Below are 19,567 nucleotides of genomic sequence, written 5' to 3' on the forward strand. Positions count from 1 at the left end.
CCCAACACCATCTCCGCAGTTCACTGCGCTGGTCACTGGAGCCTCAGCAGGCATCGGTACGGCCATCGCCGCGAGCTCGCTCACCGCGGCCACAACGTCACGCTGGTCGCGCGTCGCGAGGAGTTGCTCCAGAGCCTGGCCGACGAGATTTCCGCGAAGCACGGGGTGACCGCCGACGTCATCGCCTGCGACCTGGCCGACGCCGCCGATCGTGCAAAACTCATCGAGAAGGTGCATCGCAACGGTCGCCACGTCGACGTACTCGTCAATAGCGCGGGATTCGCGACGGGCGGTCGCTACGTCTCGTCCGACGCGGACCGCGAGGTCGAGCAGGTGCGAGTGCTTGTGGAAGCACCTGTCGCACTGACCTCCGCGTTCCTGCCGGGCATGGTCGAGCGTCACCAGGGAGCGATCCTCAACGTGGCATCGACCGCGGGGCTGCAGCCGATGCCGTGGTCGACCGGCTACTCCGCAGCCAAAGCGCACACCGTCGCGTTCAGCCAAGCGCTGAGTGCAGAGGTGCGACGTGAGGGGATTACCGTCACCGCACTCTGCCCGGGACCGGTGAAGACCGATTTCTGGGAGGTGGCGGGGGACCAGCCGATCGAGAAAGCAATGCCGCGACTGCTCTGGCGCTCGCCCGCGGCGGTCGCTAAGTACGGCATCAAGTCGCTCGACCGGGGCCATCGCCTCGCGGTGCCCGGACTGGCGGTTCGCCTCTTGACGTTTGGCGGAAGCCTCACGCCGACCGGGGTCAAGCTCGCCATGTTCGAGCGCTCGATGAGGCCTTGAGCCGTTCTCATGCAGCCGGCGCAGCGTTCGCAACATTCGTGTCGTGAACGCTGCGCCCGTATGGGCGGGATCTCGTGCTCGAATACGCATTCGCGACCACTGAAAAGTCTCGTCAGATCGGCTGACAGGGACCTGCGCTGGCTAGTGAAGGACGTCAGCCGTTTTTGAACGGGTTGAACTTGCGGCCCAACATGTATTGCAAGCCAACCGGCAGCGGTCGCATCCCGGACGCGGCGATCTTGTTAACGGTCCCCGGTATGCACACTGGCTTGCCGGCCATGACCGCGTTCCAGCCTTCGCGCACGACCTCCTCCGGCTCCTGCCACAGGATGCCGGGAAGTTTCGAAGCGCTCGCTCGCGTCCCCATCACGTCGTGGAATTCGCTATGGGTGAAGCCCGGGCACAGAGCCGTGACGTGCACTCCTTGCGGCTTCAGTTCCATGTCCAACGACTGGGATGCGAGCGCTACATAGCTCTTGATGCCGGTGTACAAGAGGCTGGCCCCGGGGGGCGAGAACGCCGCCAGGGAGGAAAGGTTCACGATCCGGCCCCAGCCTCGCTCCCGCATGCCACCGGCGGTGCGATGCATCAGCTCGGTCGGCGCGGTGACCATCAACTGGATCTCTGCCGCCAATGTCTCCCAAGGAGTTTCGATGAACGCAGACTTGCCCGACAGTCCAGCATTATTGATCAGCACATCGATCTCGATGCCTTGCGCAATTGCGTGATTCACGATTGCGGCCGGGGCAGCCGGATCCGTCAGATCGGCGGCGAACACATCGCAGCGGACTTGGTGCGCGGCTGTCAGTTCCGCAGCGAGCTCGTTCAGGCGATCCGCGCGTCGGGCTACCAGCAACAGCGCATATCCCTGCGCCGCGAGGTGCCGGGCGAAGGCGCTCCCGATTCCGGCCGAGGCACCGGTCACCAGTGCGGTACGGGGATTGGCGGTCATATGCGCTCCATGCCGTCGAAGATACTGGAGATCGCCTCGCGCGCTGCCCACCATCAGGCTTGACTCCCGGCCCGAAGGCTAGGGGATACGCAACGGACCAACCAGTTGGCTCCGGGCGGCACAGCGCGTGGGCAAGGTCGGGGACTAATGGAGGTGCACAGCAGCCGGCCTGTGCTGAACGATGCTCTGTAGCTTTCCGTCGGGCGCGTAGGCGTATTCAAGTGTTGCGCGATGGGCGCCCTCATCGGTGTTATGGCATTCCTCACCACGCATTGTCACGCCCTCCTGGACGGGATACCGCCACAAGAAGATGACATGGTTGTGGTCGTTGCCGAGGATCTCGTCGATCACCTGGGAGCGCGACGCGGACCACCATGCAGGTGAATATCCGCCACCGTTCACGACGAGGCGTTGATGGGCGATCACTATGTCGTCGTCAAGCAGTAACCGCTCATACCGACAGGGGACACCTGTCTCGAGACACCACTCGATGTTCTCCACCTCGGTCGGCGCGTAACGATAGATGCCATCCCAGGACACCCCGTTTCGCGCGTGCTCGGATCGCACACGAAGCGGGCGACCGGAACCATCGAGCTCGAATCGGTAGCCGCTGCCCCTGCCGGACGGCGCGTCGAACAATCGCGCACCCGCTGCCAGCTCCCCGCCCGAATAGCTATCGAGCGAGAACGCCGGAAAGTCCGTGTACACGGACGTAGTTTCCGGCGGCAGCTTTGCCTCGCATTCATCAATGCGATCCCAGCAGGCTGTCCAGCGCACTATGACGTCCGCGCGCAGCTGAACGAACTCCTGGACGAAGGTCGTCACCCCTAGGACGCTACCCCTGGCGCGCCTCGGCGGCGTATATGGATTCGCGCCGGGTGGTGTGGCGAAGCGTTCAGGCTTGCGGGTTTTGCAGAAGCTTCACCAGTCGGCGCATAACCGGTCCGACGTTGTGTACGGCCTGCCGCTCCCGCGCGGTCAATCGCTCTAGGGCACCAGCGAGAACCTGTTCGACCTGGATGTCATAGGCGGCGAGAAGTTCAATCGCCTTCGCACTGGCAACCACAGAAACAATTCGTTTGTCATCGCTCCTTCGGAGCAGCTCCACAAGACCTGCCCGCTGCATCGCGCTGAGAAGATTGCTTACTGTCGACCGTGCCAGTTGAAGAGTTACTGCAAGTTCATTGGTTGTGAAGGAACGCTCTTCAAGAAGGCGCAGTACCTCGATCTGAGCCTCTGGAATGTCAGGCAGCTGCGCGGCCGCACGCGCCGCCCGCGTGAGGGCACGTTTCAGCGGACCAAGCTCTCTACCAAACTCCGTCATCCCAGACTCCGTTAAGCGATTGACAACAAACACTGTTTGCCTACAAGCTTATATCACCTTCCGGCGCGGCCTCATGAGGAGATCGGCGCGGATACCAACAACTAGGGAGAACCTCCGATGCCCGCCAAGCCTCCTTTACTGCTTCTACATGGGGTGACGATGTCCGCGGCGACGTGGGACGAGGTCGCGCCACTACTGGCGGACGAGTTCGATCTCATCGTTCCGACCGCCGCAGGGCATCGCGGCGGTCCCACACTTGCGGGTGCGGCAACGATCAAGCAGCTGGTCGACGTGACGGAGAAACTTCTCGATGATCGCGGGCTATCGCGCGTGCACATGGCGGGAAACTCCATGGGCGGGTGGATGGCTATCGAGCTCGCCCGGCGGGGGAGAGCGCGATCGGTATGCGCCTTGTCGCCAGCCGGGTTTTGGGATCGCGGTACGGACGACGAACTGGGTGCAACGAACACTTTGATCCACGCCAAGCGGCTCGCGGAGCTGGCGAAGCCTGTCGCGCCGGTGGCCACCTGGTTGCCGGCTGCCCGCAAGTTGATGCTGCGCGACATCGCTGAGCATGGTGACCGACTCAGCCACGCTCAAGCACTCACGATCATCAACGATCTTGTTGACTGCCCAGCCGCCGCAGGCCTATTCACCACGCCCGAGAACGTCGAACCGATGAAGACGCTCCCGTGTCCCATCACGTTGGCGTGGTCCGAAAAGGACAGACTGTTCCCACCGGCCGTGAACGGCGCGATCGCGCAGCAGCGGATTCCAGGCGCTCAATACTTCGTGATTCCCGGAGTCGGTCACGTCCCGATGATCGACGACCCGAACCGGTGCGCAGAAATCATTCGAGCCGCGATCAAAGCAGCTGAATCGGATTCGAACTAGTCGCGCACCGGTCGTCGAATATCCGGGAAGGCAGCCGATTCACCCGAGCAGTGATCGGAGTTCGTTGAGCGCGTCACCCTCCCGGTCGCCAGGCTCTGCAGGTGCGGGACTGTCGCCGTCGCCGCGCTGAAGCCGATGCTCAGGATCTTTGTCAGGCGCCGACGGATTGACTGAATCGGGGCTCGGCCCCGGAGGGACCAGTTCCGGCTTTGGGCGCGGGTCGGGAGTCGGTGGGGCAGTAGGGCGCGGCGAGCCCGTCTTCAGGACAACTATCACGAATATGTCCTATGGGACGGTATTATTTAACTCGTCCCATGGTCAGCGTGTCGTCGCAGTGGGCGAGCAAGAGGAGCGGTCGAGACGCGATGATTGGGCTGATGACTGCGGAACAGGTGCGGGGTGGCGACGCGGTCGCGGAACGAATTCTCGATGCGGCAATGGAGTGTTTCGCCACCAAGGGCATTGGCAAGACGTCGATGGAGGACGTGGCCCGGACATCTCAGCTCGCACGTTCGGGCGTCTACCGGTACTTCGGCAGTAAAGCGGAATTGATCGACGCGGCGTTGCTACGCGAACTCAACCGGTACCTCGACGTCCTGGATGCGCTCGGCCGCGAGCGCGGCGATGTCGCCGACATTGTCGCGGATGCTCTCGTCTTCACCATCGAGTTCATTCGGGGAAGTGCCCTCTTGGGCGAACTCCTGTTGACCAATCCGCAGTGGCTGCTGCCGCACCTGTCGATCGGCGGGGGCTCGATCGTCAGTACCGCCACAAACTTCCTCGCCCAACGAATCGAGCAGTTCTTCCCGTCGGTGATGTCGCCGGAACTGCGGCGAGAGCGCGCCGAAACTGCCGTGCGCCTCGCGATGTCATTCGTCTACAACCGCGAGAGTGTTGTCGATCTCGACGACGAGGAGGCGCTGCGCGCCTACGCCAAGCGCACGTTCATGCCCTTGGTGAGGTCAGAGCCGTAAGGCTGCGTCCGATTTCTTGGAATCGACGAACTGCCGTGTCCGGGAACACCAGACCCTTCTCATAGGACGATATCGCTGATACCGTCCTATGGGACACGGTGATGGAAATTGTCCTATCGCCATTCACAGTGAGGTGAATCAATGTCGATCAACTCAGTGCCGAGCTCGCAGGACCGTGCGCTTTCCGCCGCAGTCCGGGATCGGACGCGACCACTGGACCACGAGTCCATCGCGTTCCGAATCGTCGGCGACTATCGACTGACTCTGGTGCTCGCATCGGGCCTGATCATGCAGGGTTTGCACCCGATCGTGAACGCCGGTGTGCACCAGCATTCGATCTACGCGTCCAAGCCGTGGGAGCGTCTGTTCGGCTCGTTGATGCCGATCCTTGGATCGGTCTACGACGGTGAGGACGCGGCCGAGACCGGCCGTCGCATCCGTGCCGCGCACAAGAACATCAAGGGCGTCGACGACAAAGGCCGCGAGTACCACGCGATGGACCCCGACGGCTACATGGGGGTGTGGGCGACCATCTACGACGCGGCGACACGAGTTCAGGACATGTTCGGCACGCCACTGACGGACGCTGAACGTCGCGAGTTCTACAAGGAATGGCGCTATGTCGGCCTTGGCCTCGGCCTACTTGTCGACCAGATGCCTGCAGACATCGAGGCGTTCTACGCGTACTACGAGCGCAAGATCGTGGACCGGCTCGAGCCCGGAATCGTTCCAACCACAACCCTGGCGATCCTCGATGATGCGCCAATGCCGCCCGGTTGGCCGCTCGGGCAGACTGCCTGGCGAGTCGCTCGGGTTCCAGTTCTCCACCTCATGAGGAACATCACCACGGCCACCCTGCCTGAGCCGGCGCGGCGAAAGGTCGGCTTGAGCTGGACCGCAGCCGACGCCGTCGAATTCGCGGCATACGCCACCATCGTTCGGACTGTGTTCACGGTTCTGCCGGAACAGCTGCGCTACTACCCACGTGCCTATCGCGGCATTCAACAGTCGCGTAGCGAACGGAATTGATCATGAATACACCACAGACACAACCACGCGTTGTAGTCATTGGCGCTGGTATCGGCGGTACATCGCTGACGGCACTCCTGGCAACGGCAGGAATTCCCGTCACTCTGCTGGAGAAGAACCGCTACCTCGGTGGCGCGTGTGCGGGCTATGAGAAGAACGGTTTCCAGATCGACTTCAGCACGCACATGTTCACCCGCGGCGCACGCGGTCCCCTCGGTGAGGTGCTGCGCCGTGCGGGACATCCGGACGCGATCGAGTTCCGCCGCACCCATGACATCGCCGAAATCCGATACCCCGCCCGCGATGCCTCAGGCCAGGTCCAATCGGTGCCTATCCCGTCGCAGGCGCACCGCTTCCCGGAGTTCGCCTGGAAGGCAGCGCGCGCAGCCAACCTCGGTCCGCTGGACACGGTTGCGGCTGCCCGCATGTTCGCCGACATGATGCGCATGGGCGAGGTGGAGGTCGATTCGTGGAACGACCGCACCGCCGAGGAATACATCACCCAGTTCACCGAGAACCCGCGACTGCAGGCGCTACTGATGTTCCTGCTCGGGCTCTACTTCGTGGTCGAGCCCTGGAAAGCATCGGCGGGTGAGTCGATCTACGCGTTCCAACGGATGGCTCGTGACAACTGGCTGAGTTATCCCAAGGGCGGCACCAAGGCGATTCCGCTCACGTATTGCCGGATCGCCGAGCAGGCGGGTGCGGACATCCGCACCAACGCCGGCGTGCAGCGGATCCTCATCGAGGATGGCAAGGTTCGCGGCGTTCAGCTGACTGACGGAACGTCCATCGACGCCGACATTGTCGTGTCGACCTCGAGCCTGCGCACCACCGCGTTGCACCTGTGCGAGCCAGGCGTGTTCCCGGACAGCTATGTCGAGGCCGCGGAGACAAACGTGGGTTCGTACATCGCTGTCCAGCTCAAGATCGCGCTCAAGCGTCGGCTGGTCGACGCGGGTTGTCTCATGGGTGCGGTCGGTGCAACATCGGACCTGCTGTCGGTCGACGCCGACGGAATGCGGCAGCTGTTCGCCGAAGCAGACGACGGGCGGGTCCCCGACCTCGTGTCCTTCTACTGCCCGATACCGACCAACTTCGATGCCACGCTCGCACCGGAAGGTCATCAACTGCTCACGGTGTGCAGCCTTGCCCCAACCACGGACGTCGCGCTCAAGGACGCTGCACCCCTATGGGAGGAGGCGTTGCTGAACACGATGCGCCGGATCATCCCCGGCCTCGACGAGGAGATCTTGTTCATCGACCGCACCACCACGAGCTGGATGGAGCACTGGCTCGGGAAGGAATACGGGCCGGCGATTTCGACCGCGCAAATCCCCGGACAGGTCGGCGACAAGCGACCGTCGATCACCACGCCCGTCAAGGGCCTGTACCTCGCCGGCGACGGCGCAGGCGGACGCGGCGTCGGCACCGAACTCGCCGCCGACAGTGCGATGGAATGCGCGGAACTGATCGTGAAAACGCTCGGACGTACCGCACCGGTGACCTGGAATTCGGACCGACATGCGTCACCGTCACTGCGCCACGTCATCGGCCAGGCCCTGCGCCCGACGCCCGTGATGCACGCCGGGCGTTGGTGATCACGTTCGCACGCAGTCATCGCGTCAAGCGGAATGTCGAGGATTGCTCGCAGATGATCGCCGGCACAGTACTCAGCAGGCGCTCGTCCAGGATGCGGCCGCCAGGATGGGTGCGTTTGCCCGTTGAGAACTGGGCGGCGAGAACACGAGCTTGTGGCCCTGTTCGTCGGAGGTAGATGTCAACGGGTTCGCTGAGAGCTCATGGATTGCCCAGTTTGCGCGTCACGGCTGACGATGACCGTCCACACGAGCGAGAGCACGGCCAACAACGCGACGATGATGTTGAGCGCGAGCCCGGCGGCATAGAGTCCCCATCTGCTCGCAGTGAACCCCTGAGCGACGATCGGGAACGAAATCGCCAGGTAGGCAACGACGAAGTAGGCGGAGCTGACTTCGGCTCGCTTATCGGTCGGTGCCGCTGCGATCAAGGACGCGAGTCCCTTGCTGAACGAAAGACCCTGCCCGATACCGCTGACCGCAGCACCGAGCAACATCAACTCGATCGACCGCAAGGTGAGTGCGGCGACGAGCGACAGCACGCCGACGACCAAAATCGCGCAGCCGCCGATCAGGGCACCATGGGTCGGGAGGCGGCGTCCGACAAGTTGACTGACGGCCGAGAACAGGAATACGGTCGCCGCCACACCGCCCGCGACGGCATGGTTGTCGATCCCAAGGATTGTCGACACAAACGCCGGTGCGATCGCCGTGAAGGAGCCGATTACGGCGAAGCCGGCGGCCGCAGCGATTGAAGTGCGGAGGAACTCTCCGCGAAGCGCACGGGGGACGGCGAGCGGCTGAATCGATAAGCGCCCAACGGCGGTCCGGTGCACGGGCTCGATGAGCGACCACAGGCCAATACCGGCGACGGCGAGCAGAATAAGGTCCGCGACGAACGGCGACTCCAACGGTGCACGTCCGTATTGCGCCATGACACCGGTCACCAGCGGTCCCAATCCCAGACCGCCGATGTTGGCTGCGGTCGCAATCGCGGGCGCGCGGTGCCGCCAGGATTCGGGTGCGAATTCGATGACCGCTGCGGTCGCTGTGCCGACATAGATTCCGGCCGCCAAACCAGACAGGACGCGTCCGACCATGAGTTGCCATACCGGCCCGGCGGTGACGAACGCGAGCGCGCTGGCCACCGACAAAATGACTCCAACGATCAGCATGGGCCGTCGCCCCACCACATCGGACCAGCGTCCGCAGATGATCAGGGCCGCGACGACCCCCGCCGCGTACACCGCGAAGATGACTGTCGAGGTGAGCACTCCGAACCCCAGCTTGGCGGAATACAGCGCGTAAAGCGGGGTCGGGATCGTGGTACTCGCCATCACCACCGCAAAGGCGAAGACAACCAGCCAAAAGCCTCCGCGAGAGTGCCGACGGTCGCCCGTGCCGCTCACGCGGTGATCCGGGGCGCGAGACCATGCGCCCTTGCCTTGAGAGCCGACTCCCAATCGCCGGTGGCGATGTAGGCGATGTAGCCGTCCGGCCGGACGAGAATCTGCGCCGGGCCCTCGATCCCGTAGATCCGCTGCAACCCGCGTGCGGCACTGGTCGGAATCCTGACCGTGTGCAAACTCGCGCCACCCGCAGGCCAGTCGGTCGTGGCGGCCCCGGCAATAGCCGCATCCCCGATCGCCACGAGGGTGAAGTGCGGGCCACGGAATCGGTCGAACAAGCGCCCGGACTGACCGTCGATATCCCGGTACTTGGCGTCCGGAGCGCGGTCACCGGTCTGTACCGCGCGGTCCGATGGCTCGGCCGCGAGTGGTCCCCCTCGGTAGTTGAGGAGTAGCTGACGCTCTTCGTCGCCGCGTTTGGCCGCGGCGAGCGGACGGTCGGTGAGTCCCTGGTAAAGCGCGCTGGAAAGGCCGAGCACTCGCGCTGCGACCGGGCGGCGCTCGGCCTCATAGCTGTCGAGGAGGGCTTCGGGTGCGCCGGCGATCACCTGGCCGAGCTTCCAGCCGAGGTTGTAGGCATCTTGGACGCCGGTGTTGAGTCCCTGGGCGCCGGCTGGCGTGTGCACATGCGCGGCGTCACCGGCAAGGAAGATGTTTCCCGACCGATAGTGCTCGGCGAGCCGCACGTTCGGCCGGAAGACCGAAGACCAGTAGATTTTGCGGATTTGCAGACCGGCATTTTCCGCGGCTTGCTGAACCAGGCGCTCGATCGCTCCAGGCTCGAGTTCGGCGCTTTCGCTGTGCTTGAGGCGCAGCATGAGTTGGAACTTGCCGTCCGGCAGGGGACACAGCGCCATGAATCGACCACCGTTTCGTGGCCAGATGTGCCAGCGGTTGGGCCCAAGCCCGTCCACGAGCACGTCAGCGACGATCATTTTGTCGCTCTCGTCGGTTTCGCCGACGAAGGGGATGCCGGCCTGTTGGCGTACCCGGCTCGAGCCGCCGTCGGCACCGAACAGAAAGCGTGCATGGACGGTTTCTGGACCGTTGGGGCCATCGATCACTGCCGTGACGCCGGTGCCGTCGTCAGTGCACGACGTCAGTCGCGTGCGGTATTCGACGTGTCCCCCCAGGGCGTCGAGACGGCGGCGCAGGCAAGCGTCGGTGTCGTACTGCGGAACGAGAAGAGTGTTGGGGTAGGGGACATCCTCGGTCGCGCGGTGCCGGCCCATCATCGTCCAGGGAATCGTGAGCGGGCCGATGTGCAGGCCGAGCAGAGGGTAGGTGGTCGAGTGCTCGACGAGGTCGTCCAGCACTCCGAGGTCGTGAAAGACCTCGAGGGTGCGGGGCTGGACGCCTTTGGCGCGCGATCCGGGAAAGCCGGTTTCCGCGTGGTCGATGATTCGGATGTTCAGGCCGCGTCGGACGAGGTCACAGGCGAGGGTCAGGCCGGTCGGTCCGGCGCCGACGATGAGAACGTCGAGGTTGTCAGTCATTTCGATATCTCCGTGAGAAAGCTTGCAAGGGTGTTGGTGAACTGCGTGGGCCGCTCGAAGGAGGCCATATGTCCGCAGTCGTCGATGAGTTCGGCACGCCGTGGGCGAAGGAGTTCGACCGCGCGTGGGTAGCCGTCCGCTGGCGTGACCTGGTCGTTCGAACCCCAGATCAGCAGCGTCGGTGGAAGGTGACGTCGGGCGGCGTCGAACAGATCGTCTTGGCCGACGAGCGGAAAGTGTTTGAGCGTAGACATAAGTGCATACATGGACCCCTCGAACTGGAATCCTTGGAGGACGATCGATCGCAGCCGTTCCGCGTCCTCTGCGGTCTGCACGTTGTGTGCCAGGTGACCGAGCAGGTTGTTTCGCAGCAGGTACTTTCCGAGTAGCGGTGTGATCGGACCACTGTCGGGCAGCAGCGCGATCGGATTCCGCTCGGCGGAAAGGCCCGCCGGTCCGCTCAGGGTGAGCGACGAGACCTTAGCCGACGACGCGGCGGTGTAGGCCAGCGCAATAAGCGCACCCATTGACGACGCCACCAGGTGGATATTGGTCACTTCGAGGTGCCGGATGAGGTCGTCGAGCTGACGTACGAACAGCCCTCGGTCGTAGCGGCCGTGGACGCGATCGGAGTAGCCGCGGCCGTAGGCGGTGTAGGTGAGGGTACGGAACCCCTTGTCATGGAGACGATGAGTGACGTCGTCCCAGAACGTCAGTGGAATCGTGAGACCGGGGACGAAAACCACCAGCGGCCCATCGGCCGGGCCGGCCAGGTCGTAATGAGTGGTGCCATCGGAGAGAACGGCAAACGCGCCGCGTTGCCCGGCACGCGCAGCGGCGTCCAGTGATCGCGACTCGCCGCGGGCGACGAAGTAGCGCATCACGCCTCCCCGAAGGCGAGGTTGCTGGCGAAGTCGTCTATCGCATCGCTGACGACTCGTGGGGCTTCCGCCGGCATGAGATGACCGATTCCAGGAAGTCTTACATCACGGCTGCCGGGGATGTCCCGCGCGAAGTGTTGGCCGTCGACGAGGTCGCTGCTCAGCACCAGTGTGGGAGTGGTGATGTGCCCGATCTCTGCTGAACGGTCCGGCTGATCGGTGTTGGCGAAGTCGATGAAGGTGTCACGGCCACCAGGGCTCGAGGTGAGAAAATGCACCCGGTCCACCATCACGTCGTCCACGGCTGTCGAACCAGGGCCGACGAGTCCAGACAGGTTGCGGGCAGTGGCACCCCGTGATCCCAGGCGCCGAATCACCGGTCGGAGCAACGGCACTCGGGCCAGTCGCATGATCAGTGGCACAGTTTTGTCCGGATATCCGGTCGCGTTCATGAGAACCAGACCACGGAGCCGAGCCGGCTGCATGAGGGCGTAGGTCCAGGCGATCTGGCCGCCGAACGAGTGTCCGGCCAGAATGAACTCGCCAGGCACGTGGGCATCGAGAAACTTCCAGAGCATCGACACGTAGGCGCCCATTGAGTAATCGCGGTCGGGTCGGGGACCGGTCACCCCGAATCCTGGCAGGTCGATTCGGATGACTTCGAAGCGTGTGATCAGACGCTGCGTAATGTCGTCGAAGATGTGGAGCGATGCCCCGCTGCCATGTAACAGCACGATGAAGGGTCCGCTGCCAGCACGGGTGAAGTGAACGTTCATGCCGTCCAGCTGCGCAAAGTTCGAAGTGGTGTCAGTCAGTTTCATCGCGGCTGCTCGCTATCCGTGCCGGCAGGAGGTAAGGAAGATGTTCCGGGCGCCCGAGCGGCTCAGCAGGCCCTCGGCGGACGCGGCGAGTTTGTCGAGCACATGGTCGGTGTCGACGTCGATCAATCGGCCATCGGACTTCACGATTCGGCCGTCGACGAGCACCGTTTCGACGTTGCTGGTGTCCATCATGTGCACCACCGCGCCCGGAGCGTTCAGTACGGGACCCGCGTTGAGAGCGCGTGCATTCAGCACGACGACGTCGGCGCGCTTACCTGGGGTGAGCGACCCGACGAGATGATCAAGGTGCGCTGCTTGCGCACCACCCAACGTCGCGATTCGCAAGGTTTCGCGAGTCGAGAGCGGAAGTGGGGTCGACTCCCCGGACGTACGAATCGCACCGCGTTGCAGGCAGAACGCCGCTCGCATCTGCGAGAAGAAATCGACCGGAGCGATGCTGACGGCATCGGTACCGAACGAGACCGGTACACCGTGAGAGAGGGCCGCCTGGAGCGCCGGGTGCCCCATCGCCAGAGTCTGTTCGGCAATCGAGGAGACCGAAACCTTGCCACCGGTGCGCGCGATCGCCTTCCAGCTTGAATCCGCCAAGTCGAGGCAATGGATGTACGTGATCAATGGTCCGAGAAGTCCGTCGCTCTCGAACTCCTCGAGCACTCGTCCCCAGTTCGCATCGTTGACGTGCGCGAATACCGGCAAGTCGAGATCGCGGGCAAGTCGGAACAGATCCTCATCGACGTGGTAACCCAACGCCAGACTCACCAGACCGCTATCGCCGGCGGCATCGACAATCCGCCCGATGTCCTCCGGGTGGGCGTACGCGGGGTGGGCCTCATGGTCGCCGAAGACGGGCGAGTAGCTGAATACACACCGGATGCCAGATCGCCGGATGCCGTCCAACGCAGCGTCGGTGTGCTCCGGAGTGTAGGAACACTGCGACGTGTCGACCACGGTCGTCGTCCCGGCGGCAAGGTTCTCGAGCGCGCCCCCGAGTTCACCCCAGTAGACGTCATCGGGGGAGTACTGGTGGAACAGCGCCTCACTGCCGAAGCGCGACTGCATGAAGTAGTCGAGCTCCAAGCCGTCGGACCAGTAGGACCGCAGCGCGGTCTGAAACATGTGGTGATGCGAGTTCACAAAACCCGGGATCACGATCTTTCCGCTGCAGTCCACCGTATCTGCGCCGGTCGCGACGAGGTTCTGGCCTACGGCCGCGATCCTGCCGTCTTCGATGAGGACATCACCGATGGCGAGGTCGCCGATGTCCGGGTCCATGGTGAGCACTACTCCACCGCGGAGCAGTAATAGATCGGCCAACGCGCACCTCCTGCAACGAACTTTCGATTATGGATACACTGTATCCATAATCGAGCAAAGAGGTCAATGGTCGCGGTCGGTCAGGAGGTGAGACGACCTTCACGCCGTTGCGCCAGTCCGGCCAAGATGAGCTGGAGCCCGAAGGCGAATTCCTCCTCGAGCGGCACCGGCATCGAGTCCGCCACCGCGATCGTGGCAGGGAACAGCGTTGGATCGAGTCGATGAATGAGAGCCGAAACGTGGTCGGCTTCCGCACGCTCCGCCGTGCTGTCGCGGCCGAGCTGTAGCGCGAAACCGATGACGTGGCGAGCCACGGTGGCATACGCGGTTACCGCATCTCGCGGACCGAAACCGGCTGCCAGCAGCACCGCCAGGCCACGCTCGCGCAGCCGAAGCGCATTTTCTCCAATCGGAATGTGCTCCGCGAGCAGCGGTGCCGCATTTCGATGACGGCACAACACCTCGAACATCGCCGTGGCCACCGCTTCGCATGCCTGCCGCCAGTTCACCGACTCAAACAGCGCAGGGTCGAGTTCGACCTCGCCGATGATGCGATCGACGACCGCAGCAACCAGATCGGTGCGGCTCTCGAAATGGCGGTAGAGCGTGGCCGTACCGGAGCCGAGTCGCTGCGCCAAGCTCCGCAGCGACAGAGCGCCCGCACCCTCTTCATCAAGGAGCTCGAGGGCCGTCGCAATGATGCGCTCCAGCGGAACGGGCGGTCGCCCCGCCGAACGCGGACTTTTCGGGGAAGTGGAAGGCCGATCTGCCGTTGGGGTCACACGAATCATTCTCTCCACGAGCGCGGTATCGGTTACATCGTATCCATAACTTTTCGACACCTCTTGACCTGTGAATTATTATGGCTACGCTGTAACCATAATGCTCGCCCAGGTGAGCCACGACGACAGCAAGGAGAAAGCCGTGCGAACGGTCGAAGCGAATTCCAGCTATCCGACGAGCCCGGAAAAGGTCTGGGAGTTTCTCGGCAACCCAACGCGGTGGAGCGACTGGTTGGTGATCCACAAGTCCTGGAAGTCCGACGTTCCCGAGCCGGCGACCGAGGGTGAGAAAGCCACCGCGACCGCGACGGTCATCAATATGCCGATCACCATCGACTGGACGTTTGAGAAAGTAGCCCCACCGCAGCGCATCGAACTGAGTGGTATTACCCGCGCCGGCGTAAAGCTGGCACTGACGATCACGCTGTCGGGTACCGACGACTCGACGAACGTCGACTTCGTAGCGAGCGTCGACGGCGGCATGATCGACGGTCCCATGGGTTCGATGTTCAAAAAGTCCCTCACGGGTGCACTCACCAAATCGCTCCGGAAACTCGGCGAATCCGTCGAGGCCTGATGGACCCGGCACGCCGCGCAAGTTGCGCATTTCGGCATACTCACGCGACTGACGTTGGGTTCTGAGACAATCTGCGATACGCTGCAGTAGTGCAACAGATTGTAAAACGTTTCACGCGGTGCGCGGCAGAGCTGTCCTGCGGCCATGCCTCGGCACGTAATCTGGTGCAGCGGTGAGAGCTGGCAGCACCATGGCAGTCCGTCTATGCGACAGGCAGGGGAGACTCAATGCGAGAGACTCCGCTCGCCCGACAACTGGCAGAAACGCCGAGGCCTCCCAGTCCCCTGATGGCCTTCAAAATCGCACGGCAGTTGTTCGTCGAGGGCCGGCGGATCGAGATGCAGGAACTCGCGGCGACGCTGGGAGTCAGCCGTGCGACGCTGTTTCGCTGGGTTGGCGGGCGCGACGAACTCCTGTCGGAAGTCGTATGGTCCGTCACGAAACCGACCTTCCAGAAAGCCCAGCGGAAGAGCAGCGGCCACGGGGGAGCCTTCGTCGCGGCCACCATGGGGCACTTCTCGCAGGCAGTCATCGACTCCGAGTTCTTCGGCAAGTGGGTACACAGCGAGCCCGAACGCGCATTGCGCATCCTCACGACCAACTCCACGACCTTCCAGTCTCGTTTGACCGCGGAATTGGAGGAGCTGCTCGATCGCGAGGTCAACGCCGGTCGACTGGCCCTGCCGCTTTCGCTGCACGATTCTGCGTACCTGATCGTGCGGATCTCCGAGACCTTCATTTATGCGGACATGATCACCGGCGAGACTCCGGACAGCAGCAAGGTCGCGCAAGCGGTGAACGCGCTGCTGCGCTGACGACGATGCACGCCGCTGACCGGGAGGTACGGGCGTGAAGATTCCCTCCTTGATTGAGGCGTATGGCGCGGTCCAGACTCGTCTCGAGCCTCGCCTTCAGGATGTCCTCGCAAACCCCTCGTTCACTCAGGTCGCTGCCGTCATTAGCGAGGCCCAGACCGCCGTTGGACATGCGATCGACGGAGTAAATGCGCGCATCCTTCACGCGCTCAACCTCCCCGCGGGCACGGACGTCAAACGGCTGCGTCGGCAGATCGGCGACCTCGACCACGAGATGCGCATCCTGCGGCTGCAACTGTCCAGGTTCCTCGAGGACCGCGACAATGCCCACTGAGCAGGTCTCGACACTCGAACGCGTGCGGCGCGAGATAGAGCGCAACGCGCTGCGCGCGCGAAACGGCATCAGGCTAGCGACCGGTATTTCCAAGCCCAAGACCGGACAGTCACCCAAGGACGTGGTCTGGACGTTCGGCCGAGCCGAACTCTGGCATTACCGCAACGATGCGGTCCGCTTCACCCCGCCGCTGTTGATCATTCCGAGTCTGGTCAGCCGCAGCAACATCCTCGACCTCGCGACCGGGAACAGCCTGATCGAGGCGCTGGTCAGTGCGGGTTTTGACGTCTACATGCTCGATTGGGGAACTCCGGACGAGCGCGATGCGGCCAACCGTCTCGAGGACTATGTCGATCTGGCGATTCCCGCCGCGATCGCGCAGGTACGGCGGCGGGCCAACGTGCCCGAAGTGAATCTGCTGGGCTACTGCTTCGGCGGGGTACTGACATTGATGCACGCGGCACACAACCCGACGTCCCCGATTCAGTCGCTCACGGTGGTCGCGTGCCCGGTCGATTTCAGTCAACTCGGTGCGCTTGTCGATGTAATCGGGCGGACGGAGTTCGATGTCGAGAAGGCCCTGGACGACAACGGCAATATCCCGCCCCAGGTCATTGCGCAGAGCTTTCGAACCTTGGCGCCCATGGGCGACATCACGAACTACGTGAATCTGCTCGACCAGATGTGGCGCGACGAGTTCGTCACCGCCCACCAGTTGATGAACGGCTGGGCCACCGATCACATCCCGTTCCCAGGTGCCGCGGCGCGGCAGACCGCCAACATGCTCATTCGCGACAATGCACTGATGAACGGCCGGCTCGAACTCGGCGGCGACCGCGTGAGCCTGTCCGAGATCACGGTGCCTTTCCTTGCGGTCTTGGGGACCCGCGACACCATCATCCCTGAAGCTGCGTCGGCGCCGGTCACCGACTTGGTCGGCTCGGCCCAGAAGGAGACACTGCGCATGGACGGCGGGCACGTCGGTCTTGTCGTCGGCAGATCGGCGCATCGAAAAACGATTCCCAAGCTCATCGATTTCCTGCAAAAACGAAGCGAGCCGCTGTCATGACCATCTCACCCATCACCTCCGTCAATATCGATGCAGTCATCGCGTTCTTCGGCAAACTGTCCGACCGAGACCTGACCTTCATTCGCGAGGACCTATCCGACACCGCCGGTATCACCGCCCTCGCCGGACAGTCCCTGCGGTGGATCGACACCGACGGCTCCGTTGCGGCCGGCTATGTCGCGGTCGAGCGACTGCCGGGCTGGTCGAGCCACGTCGGCGAGCTGCGCCTGGTGGTCGATCCAAAACGCCGCGGATCCGGGCGTGGCCGCGCACTCGCACAACACGCCCTCACCGAGGCGTTCAGTGCCGGCATCAGGAAGGTCGTCGTCGAGCTCGCCGTAGACCAACAGCGCGCGATCGAAATGTTCTCCGGTCTCGGATTCAGCGGTGAGGCGTTGTTGCGCGACCACATCCGGGATCGCGAGGGACAGCTGCACGACCTGCTGGTGCTGGCACACAACGTCGACGAGAACTGGTCCGCAATCGACGGGGTCGGGATGGCCGACGCTCTGATGTCCTGATGGCGCACATGAGTACCGAAGCGGCGCCCAATCTCGCCCTATGGTCGACGGACTACGCGCGGTCGCTGGCCGAGGCGAGTTCACTCGCCCTTACGTGGCCGATCCTGTCCCGCGCGCCACGCGGCGACGGACACCCAGTGCTCGTCCTGCCAGGACTCGGGGCCAGCGACCTGTCCACTACCGTTCTGCGGCGCTTCCTGCGCCAACAGGGCTACCGAACCTACCGGTGGAAGCTCGGCACCAACTTAGGACTGACCGCAAAGATCGTCGACGGCATGCCCGATCGGCTCGCCGACATCAGGGCGCGAAACAACGGTCAGCCGATCTCGATCATCGGCTGGAGCCTCGGCGGCATCTTCGCCCGTCGACTTGCGCGCGCAACACCGGAGTCGGTTCGTCAAGTCATCACGTTGGGGAGCCCGATTCGGCTCCGCGACCATGCGCACAGCAATGCACATTGGCTCTACAACCTATGGCGAAAGCGGCACGTCGAGGACCTCAACTTGCCCCTGGAAGACGGACTCGGCCCGCTGCTCGTCCCCGCGACGTCGGTATACAGCCGACTCGATGGCTTCGTTCCGTGGAGTGCCTGCCTCGATGAGCCCGCCGAAAACTCCGAAAACGTCGAGGTGCGATCGAGCCATCTCGGCTTCGGGCAACATCCAGCCGTTCTCTATGTCGTGGCCGACCGGCTCGCCCAGAAGCCCGGCCAGTGGGCACCTTTCCGGAGTCCGCGAATGTTTCGTTCCGCGTTCCCGACACGCTGAACGGCAGTCGACGGCACAGTCGTCATCACGATGAACTAAGCCCGCCGGATGGCTCGATCATCTCTCGGTCTCGTGGTCGACGATTCGGTGCTCCACCGGCGATCTCATCGAAATACTGACGTGAGGTCGTTGGTAGAGCACCGAATCGTTTTGCTCGCGGATTATGAGACGGCAGGTGGCTGTCGCTCAGTCGCCGGTTGTCGCTGAGAGTGGTCGACGAAGACAGCGGGATGGTTTACCGGGACTCGCTCGCCGCTGACGCACCAACTCCGCGCTGCATCATTGCGCCGATCGCTGAGAACTGCAGGGTCCAGAGATTGCCGTGATACGGGTACTTCGCCGTCATGGCGGAGACCAGCGCGTCGGCATCCTCTGCGACCTCGTATGCGGCCGCGAAATCCTTGATGTACGAGCGGGTCTGCGCAATCATCCGCTCGATCGCATAGTCGTCTCCGTCGGGCCTGCGGTGGCCGGCCACGATCATCCGAGGCTGGAGGCTCTCCACGAGGTCGACCGTCTCGAGCCAGTCCTGCCATTCTGCCGGCGTAGACAATCCGAGCATCGGGTGGATCTCGTTGTAGACGGAGTCGCCGGCCACCACGACATCGATGTCGGGAATGTGGACGATGGTCGTGGGATGGACGTCAGCCTGCTTGACCTCGATGATCTTGACCGGCGAACCGTCGACGAAAAGCGTGTGGTCCTCCAGCGGTTCAGGCACCGGCCCGGCCGTTACGCAGGAGTCGCCGAACATCATCTTCCACTGCTCGGTCTGCAGGTCCATGGTTTCCTTGATCTCCTCGATCACATGCGGCAGCGCCACACACTTCGCACTCGGAAACCGCTCGAGGAGGGGACCGAACCCGAGGTAGTGATCCTGGTGCGCGTGGGTGATGTAAATCGTCGTGAGCTGCTTGCCGGTGCGCTCGATGAGATCTCCGAGGTCGCGAACGTCATCTTTGAGGTACAGGGCGTCGATCAGAACCGCCTCCGTCGCCCCGGTCACCAAGGTCGCGGTGGTTGGCGAGAAGGTGCCCGAGGGAATCCCCGGAACCTCGACGACGGGAATGTTCGGCCAGCGACCGACGAACACAGTTGCGCGGATCGGCGGAGCGTCCGTCGACGATCCCGTCGAGGTATTGGCGGACGAATAGGTTGCGGTCTCCACGGAGTACCTCCAGATAATGCGGGGCGGTC

21 protein-coding genes are annotated in these 19,567 nt (G+C 63.4%); 11 read left to right on the forward strand and 10 right to left on the reverse strand.

The window, feature by feature from the left end; genetic code table 11:
• Window positions 1-9 precede the first annotated feature (9 nt).
• Window positions 10-792, forward strand: a complete 783-nt coding sequence (locus tag F600_RS28855; RefSeq protein WP_081628908.1) for an SDR family NAD(P)-dependent oxidoreductase — start codon at window positions 10-12, stop codon at window positions 790-792.
• Window positions 793-946: 154 nt separating this feature from the next.
• Here the strand turns inward: F600_RS28855 and F600_RS0118035 are convergent, their stop codons facing one another.
• The 3 genes from F600_RS0118035 to F600_RS0118045 form a co-directional block, all read right to left on the reverse strand.
• Window positions 947-1,744 carry an SDR family NAD(P)-dependent oxidoreductase gene (locus tag F600_RS0118035; RefSeq protein ID WP_018162043.1) on the reverse strand — a complete coding sequence of 266 codons (798 nt, stop codon included), beginning with the start codon at window positions 1,742-1,744 and terminating at the stop codon, window positions 947-949.
• Window positions 1,745-1,888: 144 nt separating this feature from the next.
• Window positions 1,889-2,569: a hypothetical protein gene (locus F600_RS0118040; RefSeq protein WP_018162044.1), complete on the reverse strand. Its 681-nt coding sequence runs from the start codon at window positions 2,567-2,569 to the stop codon at window positions 1,889-1,891.
• Window positions 2,570-2,639: 70 nt separating this feature from the next.
• Window positions 2,640-3,068 (reverse strand): MarR family winged helix-turn-helix transcriptional regulator, encoded by a 429-nt coding sequence (locus F600_RS0118045; protein ID WP_018162045.1) that lies wholly within the window; start codon window positions 3,066-3,068, stop codon window positions 2,640-2,642.
• A gap of 117 nt (window positions 3,069-3,185) precedes the next feature.
• Between F600_RS0118045 and F600_RS28860 the strand changes: the two genes are divergently transcribed.
• The 4 genes from F600_RS28860 (at window position 3,186) to F600_RS28875 (ending at window position 7,566) form a co-directional block, all read left to right on the forward strand.
• Complete coding sequence (locus F600_RS28860; RefSeq protein ID WP_040631823.1) at window positions 3,186-3,962, forward strand: alpha/beta fold hydrolase; 777 nt, start codon at window positions 3,186-3,188, stop codon at window positions 3,960-3,962.
• A 377-nt stretch (window positions 3,963-4,339) separates the two neighbouring features.
• Window positions 4,340-4,936 (forward strand): TetR/AcrR family transcriptional regulator, encoded by a 597-nt coding sequence (locus F600_RS28865; protein WP_162141447.1) that lies wholly within the window; start codon window positions 4,340-4,342, stop codon window positions 4,934-4,936.
• 141 nt (window positions 4,937-5,077) lie between these two features.
• Window positions 5,078-5,965: an oxygenase MpaB family protein gene (locus F600_RS30635; protein WP_018162048.1), complete on the forward strand. Its 888-nt coding sequence runs from the start codon at window positions 5,078-5,080 to the stop codon at window positions 5,963-5,965.
• Between the two features lie 2 nt (window positions 5,966-5,967).
• Window positions 5,968-7,566: a phytoene desaturase family protein gene (locus F600_RS28875; RefSeq protein ID WP_018162049.1), complete on the forward strand. Its 1,599-nt coding sequence runs from the start codon at window positions 5,968-5,970 to the stop codon at window positions 7,564-7,566.
• Window positions 7,567-7,745: 179 nt separating this feature from the next.
• On the opposite strand, the gene F600_RS0118070 is transcribed toward F600_RS28875, so the two are convergent.
• The 6 genes from F600_RS0118070 to F600_RS0118095 form a co-directional block, all read right to left on the reverse strand.
• Window positions 7,746-8,972, reverse strand: coding sequence for an MFS transporter (locus tag F600_RS0118070; protein WP_255222402.1), 1,227 nt, complete (start codon window positions 8,970-8,972; stop codon window positions 7,746-7,748).
• Complete coding sequence (locus F600_RS0118075; RefSeq protein WP_018162051.1) at window positions 8,969-10,468, reverse strand: FAD-dependent monooxygenase; 1,500 nt, start codon at window positions 10,466-10,468, stop codon at window positions 8,969-8,971. Before F600_RS0118075 ends, F600_RS0118070 begins: the two co-directional genes overlap by 4 nt.
• Window positions 10,465-11,349, reverse strand: a complete 885-nt coding sequence (locus F600_RS0118080) for an alpha/beta fold hydrolase (RefSeq protein ID WP_018162052.1) — start codon at window positions 11,347-11,349, stop codon at window positions 10,465-10,467. Before F600_RS0118080 ends, F600_RS0118075 begins: the two co-directional genes overlap by 4 nt.
• On the reverse strand, window positions 11,349-12,170 hold the full coding sequence (locus tag F600_RS0118085; RefSeq protein WP_018162053.1) for an alpha/beta fold hydrolase: 822 nt from the start codon (window positions 12,168-12,170) through the stop codon (window positions 11,349-11,351). Before F600_RS0118085 ends, F600_RS0118080 begins: the two co-directional genes overlap by 1 nt.
• Window positions 12,171-12,182: 12 nt before the next feature.
• Complete coding sequence (locus tag F600_RS0118090; protein ID WP_245541564.1) at window positions 12,183-13,505, reverse strand: amidohydrolase family protein; 1,323 nt, start codon at window positions 13,503-13,505, stop codon at window positions 12,183-12,185.
• 80 nt (window positions 13,506-13,585) lie between these two features.
• Window positions 13,586-14,296: a TetR/AcrR family transcriptional regulator C-terminal domain-containing protein gene (locus tag F600_RS0118095; RefSeq protein WP_018162055.1), complete on the reverse strand. Its 711-nt coding sequence runs from the start codon at window positions 14,294-14,296 to the stop codon at window positions 13,586-13,588.
• 103 nt (window positions 14,297-14,399) lie between these two features.
• Here F600_RS0118095 and F600_RS30640 point away from each other — a divergent pair, with 103 nt between their 5' ends.
• The 6 genes from F600_RS30640 (at window position 14,400) to F600_RS0118125 (ending at window position 18,370) form a co-directional block, all read left to right on the forward strand.
• A complete protein-coding gene (locus F600_RS30640) occupies window positions 14,400-14,864 on the forward strand; it encodes a type II toxin-antitoxin system Rv0910 family toxin (protein WP_162141448.1) in 465 nt (154 codons plus the stop codon).
• 287 nt (window positions 14,865-15,151) lie between these two features.
• Entirely contained in the window at window positions 15,152-15,679 is a 528-nt protein-coding gene (locus F600_RS0118105) for a QsdR family transcriptional regulator (RefSeq protein ID WP_018162057.1), read from the forward strand.
• Window positions 15,680-15,713: 34 nt separating this feature from the next.
• Window positions 15,714-16,013 (forward strand): hypothetical protein, encoded by a 300-nt coding sequence (locus F600_RS0118110; protein ID WP_018162058.1) that lies wholly within the window; start codon window positions 15,714-15,716, stop codon window positions 16,011-16,013.
• Window positions 16,003-17,082, forward strand: coding sequence for an alpha/beta fold hydrolase (locus F600_RS0118115; RefSeq protein WP_018162059.1), 1,080 nt, complete (start codon window positions 16,003-16,005; stop codon window positions 17,080-17,082). Before F600_RS0118110 ends, F600_RS0118115 begins: the two co-directional genes overlap by 11 nt.
• Window positions 17,079-17,603: a GNAT family N-acetyltransferase gene (locus F600_RS0118120; protein ID WP_018162060.1), complete on the forward strand. Its 525-nt coding sequence runs from the start codon at window positions 17,079-17,081 to the stop codon at window positions 17,601-17,603. Before F600_RS0118115 ends, F600_RS0118120 begins: the two co-directional genes overlap by 4 nt.
• Complete coding sequence (locus F600_RS0118125; RefSeq protein ID WP_018162061.1) at window positions 17,603-18,370, forward strand: lipase family alpha/beta hydrolase; 768 nt, start codon at window positions 17,603-17,605, stop codon at window positions 18,368-18,370. Before F600_RS0118120 ends, F600_RS0118125 begins: the two co-directional genes overlap by 1 nt.
• Before the next feature lie 235 nt (window positions 18,371-18,605).
• Here F600_RS0118125 and F600_RS0118130 read toward each other — a convergent pair whose 3' ends face one another.
• Window positions 18,606-19,538, reverse strand: coding sequence for an MBL fold metallo-hydrolase (locus F600_RS0118130; RefSeq protein WP_018162062.1), 933 nt, complete (start codon window positions 19,536-19,538; stop codon window positions 18,606-18,608).
• Between the last annotated feature and the right edge of the window lie 29 nt (window positions 19,539-19,567).

The organism is Smaragdicoccus niigatensis DSM 44881 = NBRC 103563 (genome assembly GCF_000380645.1).
In the GTDB taxonomy this organism is placed as follows: domain Bacteria; phylum Actinomycetota; class Actinomycetes; order Mycobacteriales; family Mycobacteriaceae; genus Smaragdicoccus; species Smaragdicoccus niigatensis.